This is a genomic window from Rufibacter sp. DG15C, assembly GCF_001577755.1.
Taxonomy (GTDB): Bacteria; Bacteroidota; Bacteroidia; order Cytophagales; family Hymenobacteraceae; genus Nibribacter.
In genome coordinates this window covers 3,840,871-3,852,638 of record NZ_CP010776.1, presented here as the reverse complement: position 1 = coordinate 3,852,638, position 11,768 = coordinate 3,840,871, and the positions used below count along the sequence as shown (strand labels likewise).

Sequence of the window (11,768 nt, the reverse complement as noted above, 5' to 3'; positions counted from 1 at the left end):
TAGTTTAATATATGAGAAATTTTAAAAATCCTTTCGTATTCTTCAGCCTCCTCCTGAGCTTTTTTGTCTGGGGTTGTAATGAGGAAGAGGTTGATCCAATGTTCCAGGAGTTACGGAACCAGGCCTACGATTTAGTGGTGCTGTCTGATGCTAGCCCTAACGTGCCAGTATCTTTTACAGCAGCAGGAACTGACTTGGAGAAAGTAATTGTAGAAGTAGTAAAGCAGGGAACTTCAACTGTAATCGCTACCAATACGCTTTCAAACATCAAGGCAAACAGCCTGAACCGTGTAAATATGAATGTTGCCTTTCCTGGGAATGATAAGGCGCCATCAGGAATCTACACGGTTAATTACAAGATGGTAAGCAAAGATGGAGAGCAAAGTGTAGGTACCTATGACATCAACGTAATTAATAACATGGAACCTGTTCTTTGTAACTTTACTAAAACACTTCCAGCTGGTAAGACTGTATGGATCAGATTATACGTTCCAAATGGTGCAACTTTACCAGCAGCCGACAGAACAGTTTATTTAACTGGTAGCTTTGGTTCCCGTGAAGGCGGATCTGACTGGGATGGCGGCGGCGGACCTCATAAGTTCACCCAATTAAGCCCTACCTGTTATGAGATTGCCATGAACTTGGTTTCTGGTGATAAATTCAAAGTAACGCGTGGTACCTGGGATAAGCAGATGACTACTGCTACTGGCGCTGAATATTCAGATTTCACGTATAACGGTGAGTCTGCTTTCAATGCTACTGCCTTCAACTGGAAAGATTTACCAACAGTAACACCTACAACTCCAACCAGTGAAGTTTTAAACATTCCAAGTGAGGCTGTTAAAGCTGGTATGTTAACGGTAGTAGCTACACTAGATAATAGCATTGACGCAAAAAGCGGCGACTATTACGTGGTTGAAAAAGGTGCTTCTAGCTTAACGGGTGCCTCTAAAATGGTGGCTTTTGAAGGTACCAACAAAGTGGCTGCCGCCGTAGCAAAAAAGACTGGCGTTGAATATGTAGTGGTAAAAGGTAGTGCTACTGCCACTGGTAAAAACAGATACGGTTTTGTGCAGTCTGCTGTATGGGATGGCAAAACAAACCCGGTACGTGTTAATATTGGTACTTTTGGTGACGCTGCTTTTACCTTAGGTAATAAAATTGTGATAGTTGGTGGTGCTACTCCAGGTGACTGGGGTGTTTCTTCTGGCCAAGACTTTACTAAGACTGCGCCAGGTAAATACACCATCACCATTGATCTGAAAGCTGACAGTGAGTATTTGTTGTTGCCAGAGTACAACCAATGGGGAGATAAGTGGGCTTTTGGATCAGGTACTGCTGCTCAAGGTACATTTGATGCACAAGGCAATGGCTCCAATTTATCTACCAAAGGCCTAGCTGCTGGTAAGTATAAAATTGAAGTGGACTTTACCACAGGTACTGGTACTTACAAATTGACAAAAGTTTAAATCTTATTCTATTGAGATTAAAACTCTAAATACTTGAAAAATGGGATAGCCTAAACCTGTCAGGGTGAAAAAGCTATCCCATTTTTTATTATGGCTTATTTGGCTAATCCAGCTAGGAATAGGGAATATGTGGCCCCTAAATGAATTTTTATGAACCAGCTATTAAAGAATTCCTACTTTTTACTCCTCATTCTCTTTTCATTTGCTTGCAAAGAAGACGAGGTACAGCCCAATAAGCCTTCTAATTTGACAATATCTGAGCTTATTAGCTCAGATGGTACCGGCAAGGTGAATTTTACTGCATCAGCCCAAAATGCGGTGAGGTACAGCTTCTTATTTGGGCAATCCATAAATGAAACCCCAACAGAATCTATAGATGGGAAAGCTAGTGTTACCTATACCGCAAGTGGAGAATACACTGTAAGGGTAACAGCCTATTCAGCAGATTATGGTGCTACGTCCATCAGTAAAAAGATAAACGTTGTGGTACAGACGGCACCAGTCTCTTATTATACAAGGTACACTCAATTCGGAATACCCTTCTCTTCTGTCCCAGATGCAAAAGATGTGGTCATGTATGAGGTAAACCTCAGAGCTTTTAGCACTGCTGGTAACCTAAATGGAATCACCGCAAGGCTTGACTCCATTAAAGCGATGGGGACAAACGTGATCTGGCTTATGCCTATCTATCCCATAGGTAAAATTAAATCTGTCAACTCCCCATATTCCATTCAAAACTATAAGGAGGTTAATCCTGAATTCGGTAATCTGGAAAGTATTAGGAACCTTACCACAGAAGCCCATAAGCGGGGAATGGCCGTAGTTTTGGATTGGGTGGCTAACCATACTTCCTGGGACAATCCCTGGATAAATAACAAGGAATGGTACACCCAGGTTAACGGTCAAATTGTATCGCCTGTGGGAACCAACTGGCAAGATGTAGCAGACCTTAATTTTGACAATCAATCTATGCGGGGTGCCATGATTGACGCACTCAAATACTGGGTATTTGAGGCCAATATTGACGGCTACCGGTTTGATGCCGCTGATTATGTTCCATACGATTTCTGGAAGCAAGCCTTAGATTCCTTACAAGCGATTCCAAATAGAAAATTGGTGCTTCTGGCAGAAGGTGAACGTAATGATCACTTTACAGCCGGTTTCCAAATGAACTATGGGTGGAGCTTCTATGGTAAATTGAAAGAAGTATTTGCTGGGCAGGCAGCTACTAACCTGTATAGTACTCATTTAGCGGAATATGCAAATATTCCTGCTGGTAAACACAAACTTAGGTTCACCACCAACCATGATGAGTCTGCTTGGGATGCAACGCCTATAGTGTTATTTAATGGTAAAAATGGTGCATTGGCCGCCTCAGTGATAGCTACCTATATGGGTGGAGTACCATTGTTTTACGGCAGTCAGGAAGTAGGGACACCAGAGAAAGTCCCTTTCTTCTATAACTCTTCCATTAACTGGACTTTAAACCCAGACATGTTTAAAGCTTACCAAAGCTTAATGAAATTTCATGGGCAATCTAATGCCTTGAAGGAGGGAGCGCTTAAAGATTATTCTAATCTAGATGTGGTATGTTTTACTCGCACAACAGGTACAGAAGAGGTGTTAGTAGTGGTTAATGTCAGAAACAAACCTATTGATTTTACTTTACCGGCTGCCTTTAAAAACTCAACTTGGATGAATGCCTTAAGTGCTGACAATGTCGCATTAGGTACCGCCGTCACATTGAATAATTACGCTTACCTCGTTTTAAAAAAATAAGTACTTAAGGTACTCTTTGTTATTGCCATAGGCAAATAGGTTTATTCTATTTTTATTCCCCTTTGTTATGAAACTGATTTTTGCCTTTCTAATTTTTACTCTCCCCACTATACTAACCCTGCAAGCCCAGCAGGTCCAACTCACTTTTAGAGTGGACATGAGCCAGCAGACTGTTTCTCCTAATGGCGTGCATATTGCAGGCTCTTTTCAGTCTGAGGCAGGATTGGGGGCAGACTGGAATCCAGCAACCACGTTATTGACAGACCCAGAGAATGACAAAGTGTATGAGATTACTGTTTCTGTTCCAGCGGGGGTTTACCAATATAAATTCATCAACGGCAGCACTTGGCAAACGCCACAGCCAGAATTGGTCCCGGTTGTTTGTGGGTTGGATGATGGAACAGGCAATGTAAATAGACAGGTGGTAGTTGGCTCAACCAATGTACGCCTGCCGGTGGTTGGATTCTCCTCATGCAATTCCCAGATAACTTTTACGGTTGATATGAAACAACAGACGGTATCTTCTGCAGGAGTGCATGTGATGGGTAATTTTCAAGCATTAGCGGGATATGGTACTGACTGGAATCCTAGTTCTATTCCCATGCAAGACCCAGATGCAGATGGCGTGTACACAGCCACCGTGTCTTTACCTACCGGAGGCCTGTTTCAATACAAGTTTGTTAATGGGAATACAACTACTGCGGCGGAGAGCGTACCTGCAGCTTGTGGCGTGTCTGGCGGCAATGGCGTATTCAATAGATCCATAGATGCTACCACTTCAGTGAAAGCGCCAGAATATTTGTTCGGTTCATGCTCTACTACCGGGCTAACTACTGAGGGCACAGATTACGCCACCTTCTGGTGGAATGACGCGGTTTTCTATGAAATATTTGTTCGCAGTTTTTATGACAGCAATGGTGACGGCAAGGGCGACTTTAAAGGGCTCATCCAAAAGCTGGATTACCTGAATGATGGCAACCCCAACACCACTTCAGATTTAGGGATTACAGGTATCTGGCTTATGCCCATGATGGAGTCACCTAGCTACCATGGCTATGATGTTACCAATTACTATGCCACCGAGCCTGATTACGGTACCATGGCAGAGTTTGAGGAATTTCTAGCTGCTGCTCACGCCAGAGGAATCAAAGTAATCATTGACTTTGTAATGAACCACTCCTCAGAACAACACCCATGGTTTCAGGAATCGGCCAGCAGTACCACTAATGCTTATAGAGACTGGTATGTATGGTCAGACACCAACCCTGGCTTTACCGGGCCTTGGGGACAGGGAGTTTGGCATCAAAAAAACGGGAAGTACTATTATGGGATTTTCTATAGCGGCATGCCAGACTTGAACTGGAGCAATGCCCAGCTAAAAAGCTCTATGTGGGACATCACGCGCTTCTGGTTAAACAAAGGAGTAGATGGTTACAGAATTGATGCAGTAAAGTATTTAGATGAAGACGGGCAAAAAGTAGAAAACACCCCAGAGACGTTTAACATCTTGCATGAGTTTAACCAAGTATCCAAACAAGCAAAAGCAAGTGCTTTCACGGTAGGGGAGGCCTGGTCTAATACCGCCTCAGTGGTGCCCTATGTTCAAAACGACCGCTTGGATGTATGCTTTGAATTTGATTTAGCGTCGGCTATTATAAACTCTGTGAGAGGCAATAATCCGGCAACACTCAAGAACCAATTGAATTTGGTCAACAGATTGTATCCTCGTTTACAGTACGCTACCTTTTTGACCAACCATGACCAAGTTAGGGTTATGGATGAACTGGCCGGAAATGTGGCCCAAATGAAACAAGCTGCCGCCTTGTACTTAACTATGCCAGGTGTGCCGTTTCTGTATTATGGAGAAGAAGTTGGCATGCTAGGTTCTGGCGTTGATGAAGACAAACGCAAACCCATGCAATGGACGCCAGGAGCCAAGTCTGGTTTTACCACGGGCACTCCTTGGCGATCACTAAATTCAAATTTCGCACAGTACAACGTGCAAACGCTGGCAGCAGATCCAGCTTCCCTGTTAAACCATTACAAAAAGCTCATCCAAATTAGAAATGCCCAGCCAGCCTTAAGAAAAGGGTACCACGCCGAACTTTCCACTGGAAATGCCTCGGTTTTAAGCTATGGAAGAATATATGAGCAAGAGGGCGTAGTAATGGTTTCAAATTTTGGCAGTGATGCTGTTTCGGGTCCAACCATTACTCTACCTGTGTCTACCTTGGCTGCGGGTAATTACAATGTAACAGATCTATACTCTGGCGCCACCATGGGAACTGTGAGTGTAAACGCACAAGGCGCATTTGCAAATTGGTCTAGCAATGGAGCTACTTTGGGCGCAGATCAAACCTGGATCCTATTGCTATCCAAAGGCACAACTACAGGAATTGGTGCCGAAAAGGTGGAGTTGGTGATGCAGTTATTCCCTAATCCGACGGGTGGCAAGGTAACTTTGACTTTAGGCAAAAACGCAGGAAGAAACGGCAACGTGCAGATGTATGATATGACTGGCAAACTACTGTCACGAACACAATTTACTGGAGCTACCTATTCTTTTGACACGCAATCTCTAGCCAACGGCACATATTTTATTAAAGTCCAATCCGGAGAATTGGTGACAGTGAAACGGTTAGTTGTAGCGCATTAAGTAGAATAAAGCATATACTTTAAAATTTGGGTCAATATTCAACCTATTCTGGTTAGTGACTATACTTTTTGAGTCTCAAATTCAGTCCTTCTATGAAAAAACAACCTATTAACTATTTTCTAGCTGCTATAGCCGTAGCCCTTTGTGTAGCGGGTTCTAGTGTCACAAGCTTTGCCCAATCCAATAAAGCCAGCAAATGGCCTAGAGGTATCACCTATGAAATCTTCGTGCAGTCCTTCGCCGATTCAAATGGAGATGGCATTGGTGACATCAAAGGCATGACCTCTAAGCTGGACTATCTGAAAGACCTGGGCGTGGAAGGCGTGTGGCTCATGCCCATCAACCCATCGCCGTCTTACCACAAGTATGACGTCACAGACTACTATGGCATTCATCCAGATTATGGTACCATGGCAGACTTTAAAGAGTTTGTGAAGGAAGCCCATGAGCGAGGAATCAATGTGGTGATGGACATGGTCATCAACCATTCCTCTGATAAACATCCATGGTTTATTGACGCAGCAAAGAATGAGAACAGTCCCTACCGGGATTATTACGTTTGGACCCACAAATCAGACCCTCAGGCTCAAAAGGAAGGAAAACCCACTGGAGCAGATTCAGACAACACCCGCCACTGGCACAAAGTAAATGGCAGTGACTATCTATATTATGGCTACTTCTACAGTGGCATGCCAGACTTGAATTTTGATAGCCCCAAGCTGCGTAATGAGATTTTCAAGATTGGTACTTTCTGGTTGAAGGAAATTGGCGTAGATGGATTCAGATTAGATGCGGCCCGCCATATCTTCCCAGATGAGCGTCCCTATGACAACCACCGCTGGTGGGAATATTTTAGAAGTGAAATGCTGAAAGCCAAACCAGACGCCTATCTGGTAGGTGAGGTGTGGGCGCCTTCTGACATTGTGGCACCTTATATGAAGGGTTTGCCAGCCTTGTTCAACTTTGAAATGAGCTGGGACATCCTGAAAGCCTTGAACCAAGGCAAAGGTGATTCATTGGCCATCAAGCATGCTAAAATCACTAATTTCTATAACTCAGTAAACCCTGAGTTTATTGATGCCACCATCTTGAGCAATCATGATCAGAACCGCATCATGAGCGAACTGAATGGGGATAAGAACAAAGCAAAAGTTGCGGCGTCCATTTTATTAACCCTACCAGGTTCCCCTTATTTGTATTATGGCGAAGAACTAGGTATGACTGGTAAAAAGCCCGACCCTAATATTAGAGAGCCTTTCTTATGGGATATTGATTCCAAAGACAAAAGCCGCACTAAGTGGATGAAGCCAGCCTATGTCACAGAGAAAACAGTTACGCCGGCTGCTGGTCAAATCAAAGACAAGAACTCCTTATTTAACCATTACAAGCAGTTCATCAAACTAAGAAACCATAGCCATGCCTTGACTTACGGCGACTTGGTACCAGTAACCTTGAGCGAGCCTGCATTAAGCGCATTTACCAGAACCCATGCACAAGAAGCCTTATTGGTGGTGCACAACTTGTCAGGCAAAGAAGTTTCTGTCATCCTTCCAGAGAATGTGCAGGCCTTTAATAAGGTGCACCATGCTACCGGTAAGGCAAAATTAAACAAGAATACTCTCACCATTCCAGCTTACAGCAGCGTGTTGCTGAAGAAGTAAATAATAGTAGAGTTAAACGATTTTTAAGGTATAAAACATGAAAAAAAGGTTCTTTTCTTGGTTTGCTATGCTAGTGTTGGTGCTGGTAGCCTTTCCAACTTTGGCGCAGGATGACTTCACTCCAGATTGGAGCAAAGGCGTGGTCTGGTACCAGATTTTTCCGGATAGGTTTCACAACGTGGACAAAACCAATGACCCCAAAGTGATTGACCTGCGCGGCGCCTATCCCTTCAATGACTCCTCTGCTTTTCAAATCCATCCTTGGACCAGTGATTGGTATAAACTGCAGCCCTATGAAGTGGAGAACAAGAAAGACGTATACTACAATTTGCAGCGCCGCCGCTACGGAGGCGATTTGCAAGGGGTGATTGACAAACTGGATTACCTTCAATCGTTGGGTGTGAACGCCATTTACATGAACCCCGTGTTCTGGGCGCCGTCTTCGCACAAGTATGACGCCTTGTCCTACCACCACGTAGACCCCACCTTCGGGCCAGACCCAGAAGGCGACAAGAAGCTTATTGCCAAAGAGAACCCCTTAGACCCAAAGACCTGGGCATGGACCAGCGCCGATAAACTGGCCCTTAAGCTGATAGAGGAAGTCCACAAGCGCAAGATGTACATCATCTTTGACGGCGTGTTCAACCACATCGGGTTAAACAGTTTCGCTTTCCAGGATGTAGTGAAAAACCAACAGGCCTCTGCCTACAAAGACTGGTTTATAGTGCAGAGCTGGCGCGATGAGGCCAAAGGCACCCCTTTCAAGTACAAAGGCTGGTTTGGGGTAAGCACGCTGCCAGAGTTCAAGGAGGACAGCACCGGCATAGTGGCCGGCCCTAAGGAGTACATCTTCAACGCCTCCAAGCGCTGGATGAACCCGATGGACAAAGGCATAGCCCACGGCATTGACGGCTGGCGACTGGATGTGGCGTATGACGTGGGGCATGCCTTCTGGAAGGACTGGCGCAAGCACGTACGCAGCCTCAACCCGAACGCCTACATGACCGCAGAACTGGTATTTTCCATTGACGAGACCAAGCCCTACTTAAGCGGTGATGAGTTTGATGCCACCATGAACTACAACTTCGCCTTCATTGTGCATGATTTTATGGTACAGGATAAGAAGGCAACCACTGTCACTCAGTTTGACGCGAAACTAAAGGAACTGCGCGAGGCCTTTGGGCCGGGGGTGGCCTTGAACATGCAAAACCTGATGGACAGCCATGATGCCACCCGCTTGGGCAGCGCCGTGGCCAACCCAGACGGCGAGCGGTTTGGCAACTGGGGCAAATACTTTAACTGGAGCCAGAAGAGCAACAATAAAAGCTACAATGCCCGCAAACCCACCCAAGAGCAGCTGAAAAAGCAAAAGTTGATTGCGGCCTTCCAATTGCTGTACGTGGGCGCACCTATGATTTACTACGGCGATGAGGCCGGCATGTGGGGAAGCAATGACCCAGACTGCCGCAAGCCCATGGTGTGGCAAAACCTGAAGTATGAGTCAGAGACCCACAACCCCGACCAAAGCAAGCATGACCCGGACGCGGTGGTTTTCAACCAGGACCTGTTCAACTGGTACAAGAAGTTCATCTCTTTGCGCCAGAAGCACAAGGCCATCAAGCTGGGTAGCTATACCACCCTGGCGGTAGATGATGCCAACCAGATGTATGCCTTCAGCCGAAACCTTGGCAAGGAAGAGGTGTTTGTAATACTAAACCGCGGCGCTAAGCCCATGACCTTTACCCATGCCTTATTGAAGAAGAACGCTTATAAAGACGCCTTTACCAACGCCCAAGTGAAAGATGTAAAGGTGAATGGGATGGACGTAGTGGTATTGGTCAAAAAGTAATTGACTACATAAATAAGGATATATCATTTGAATTAAAACAGACCCGGCCAGAACTGGGTCTGTTTTGTTTACATGTTAGATTACAGCTCAAGTCCTTCTCCTATTAATTTTTAGACAAGACCTAACCTCTTCATAGCGCATGAAAAAAGTTTTACTCCTTATCTTATTCATAGCTCTTAACCTGGAATCTGTAAAGGCGCAAACCGCGCCGGCGTTTTGGCCAGATATAGTATCCTTTAAAAAGCAGGATGAGAGCCAGCGCCCTCCGGCCAATCCTATTCTGTTTGTGGGGAGTTCCTCCTTCACCAGATGGAATAACCTCCAGAAAAGTTTCCCGGGCTATCCCATCCTAAACAGAGGTTTTGGCGGCTCAACCTTGGTGGATGTGATAAGGTACGCCTATGACATCATCCTGCCATACCAACCCAAGCAGGTGGTCATTTACTGCGGCGAAAACGATTTGGCTTCGGCAGACAGCATTTCCTCAGAGGAAGCGGTACGCAGGTTCAAGACCTTGTTTGGCATTATCAGGACCAATCTGCCAACTGCCAGAATCAGCTATGTCAGTATCAAGCCCAGCCCCAGCCGCGCCCTTATACAAGGCAAGGTAAAACAGGCCAACAAGGACATCAAGCGCTTCCTCAGAAAGCAGAAGAACACAGACTTTATTGACATATATGGCGCCATGCTGGACAAGGAAGGAAATATGCGCGAGGAACTCTACGTCCAGGACCGCCTGCACATGCAACCCGAAGGATACACCATCTGGCAATCTATCATTGCTCCCTATCTCCTTAAATAAGAATTGCTTAGTCTTCAAGGTTAAGCAGGTTTAAGGTAGAAGCAGGGATAATGTTCGTTTTTAGCCTGATTTCCAGAAAACAGGCCAAAAACGAAGAAGCCCCAGATAAACTCCGGGGCTTCTTCGTTTTACCATTGTTGAATGAAGTCTAGTCAACTGCTTCGTCTACGTCTTTCACAAACAGCGTCAGCAGGCCAGCCAAAACCATAGAACAACCGCCTAACACCAACACATAAATTGATTCGCCGCCAAACACATCTTTGTTGAAGAAGTCCAGCAAAGACCCAGCTACAATCTGCGGAATCACGATGAAGAAGTTGAACACGCCCATATAGTAGCCCATCCGGTTGCTCGGTAGGGAGCCCGCTAGAATGGCGTACGGCATAGACAAGATGCTGGCCCAGGCAATGCCCACGCCCACCATGGAGAAAATGAGCATCTTAGGGTCGCTTATAAAGTAGAAGGAGATAAGACCCAATCCGCCAATTACCAGGCAGATAAGGTGGGTCATTTTGCGGTTGGTTTTTCTGGCCAAGGTTGGCAAAAGAAGCGCCGCAATGGCCGAAACACCGTTGTAGACGGCAAACAAGATGCCTACCCAGTCAGCGCCTTCGTTGTAGAGCTTGGAGGCTTTGTCTGTGGTGTGGTATAGGTGGCTGGTGATGGCAGGGGTGGTGAAAATCCACATAGAGAACAGCGCGAACCACGTAAAGAACTGCACAATGGCCAACTGCAACATAGTCTTCGGCATTTTGAAAATGCCCGATACAGTTTCTTGCATTCCGGTCCAAAAAGAAGTCTCGTTTCTTTCGCGCTCAAAGGCGTCCATGTCCTCCGGCGGATATTCTTTGGTTTTGATGACCGTCCAAAGCACCGTCAAAAAGAACACCACACCACCCAGATAGAAGGCCCACTTCACCGAAGGCGGAATCTCACCGGCCGGAGCGGTATTGGGCACATCAAACCAATTGGTCAGTACCCAAGGCAGGGCAGAAGCCACCACGGCGCCCACCCCAATAAAGAACGTCTGGAACGCGAAGCCCGAGGTACGCTGGCTAGAAGGCAACAAGTCACCCACCAAGGCTCTAAACGGCTCCATGGAGATGTTGATGGAAGAGTCCATAATCCAGAGCATCCCCACAGCCATCCAAAGGACAGACGAGTTGGGCATAATCAGCAGGGACAAGGAGGCCAGCAGAGCCCCAATCATGAAGAAGGGCTTGCGTCTGCCAAACACCGGGTGCCAGGTCCTATCGCTCAAATAGCCTACAACGGGTTGTACCAGCAAACCCGTTACCGGGGCGGCCAACCAGTACAGGGCAATCTCGGTGCCGCCCAGGGTTTCAAAGATGCGGCTCACGTTGGCGTTCTGCAGGGCAAAGCCAAATTGGATGCCCAGGAACCCGAAGTTCATGTTCCAGATTTGCCAGAAACCCAGCCTAGGCTTGGTAGAGGCGGTCTGTAAAGTTTGTGCCATTAGCGGAGGTTCGTTTGTTAGGTAAAGGGTTAGGTCAGTTTTGTCTTAATTTGGGAAAAATAGCCGAGAATCGGG

Annotated in this window: 7 protein-coding genes; 6 read left to right on the top strand and 1 reads right to left on the bottom strand. The window is 46.0% G+C overall.

The window, feature by feature from the left end:
* Positions 1-11: 11 nt before the first annotated feature.
* The 6 genes from TH61_RS16540 (at position 12) to TH61_RS16515 (ending at position 10,216) form a co-directional block, all read left to right on the top strand.
* Positions 12-1,469, top strand: a complete 1,458-nt coding sequence (locus tag TH61_RS16540; RefSeq protein ID WP_066511748.1) for a hypothetical protein — start codon at positions 12-14, stop codon at positions 1,467-1,469.
* Between the two features lie 150 nt (positions 1,470-1,619).
* On the top strand, positions 1,620-3,248 hold the full coding sequence (locus tag TH61_RS16535) for an alpha-amylase family glycosyl hydrolase (RefSeq protein WP_066511746.1): 1,629 nt from the start codon (positions 1,620-1,622) through the stop codon (positions 3,246-3,248).
* A gap of 67 nt (positions 3,249-3,315) precedes the next feature.
* Positions 3,316-5,904: an alpha-amylase family glycosyl hydrolase gene (locus TH61_RS16530; protein WP_066511744.1), complete on the top strand. Its 2,589-nt coding sequence runs from the start codon at positions 3,316-3,318 to the stop codon at positions 5,902-5,904.
* Between the two features lie 92 nt (positions 5,905-5,996).
* Entirely contained in the window at positions 5,997-7,565 is a 1,569-nt protein-coding gene (locus tag TH61_RS16525; RefSeq protein ID WP_066511741.1) for an alpha-amylase family glycosyl hydrolase, read from the top strand.
* 37 nt (positions 7,566-7,602) lie between these two features.
* Positions 7,603-9,414: a glycoside hydrolase family 13 protein gene (locus TH61_RS16520; RefSeq protein WP_197464059.1), complete on the top strand. Its 1,812-nt coding sequence runs from the start codon at positions 7,603-7,605 to the stop codon at positions 9,412-9,414.
* A gap of 139 nt (positions 9,415-9,553) precedes the next feature.
* Positions 9,554-10,216, top strand: coding sequence for a GDSL-type esterase/lipase family protein (locus tag TH61_RS16515; protein ID WP_066511739.1), 663 nt, complete (start codon positions 9,554-9,556; stop codon positions 10,214-10,216).
* Between the two features lie 148 nt (positions 10,217-10,364).
* Here TH61_RS16515 and TH61_RS16510 read toward each other — a convergent pair whose 3' ends face one another.
* A complete protein-coding gene (locus tag TH61_RS16510; RefSeq protein WP_197464058.1) occupies positions 10,365-11,693 on the bottom strand; it encodes an MFS transporter in 1,329 nt (442 codons plus the stop codon).
* Positions 11,694-11,768 lie beyond the last annotated feature (75 nt).

Excerpts from the sequence above, each read along its gene's own strand:
- TH61_RS16540 (WP_066511748.1), top strand. The coding sequence starts at position 12 with ATGAGAAATTTTAAAAATCCTTTCGTATTCTTCAGCCTCCTCCTGAGC.
- TH61_RS16535 (WP_066511746.1), top strand. The coding sequence starts at position 1,620 with ATGAACCAGCTATTAAAGAATTCCTACTTTTTACTCCTCATTCTCTTT.
- TH61_RS16530 (WP_066511744.1), top strand. The coding sequence starts at position 3,316 with ATGAAACTGATTTTTGCCTTTCTAATTTTTACTCTCCCCACTATACTA.
- TH61_RS16525 (WP_066511741.1), top strand. The coding sequence starts at position 5,997 with ATGAAAAAACAACCTATTAACTATTTTCTAGCTGCTATAGCCGTAGCC.
- TH61_RS16520 (WP_197464059.1), top strand. The coding sequence starts at position 7,603 with ATGAAAAAAAGGTTCTTTTCTTGGTTTGCTATGCTAGTGTTGGTGCTG.
- TH61_RS16515 (WP_066511739.1), top strand. The coding sequence starts at position 9,554 with ATGAAAAAAGTTTTACTCCTTATCTTATTCATAGCTCTTAACCTGGAA.
- TH61_RS16510 (WP_197464058.1), bottom strand. The coding sequence starts at position 11,693 with ATGGCACAAACTTTACAGACCGCCTCTACCAAGCCTAGGCTGGGTTTC.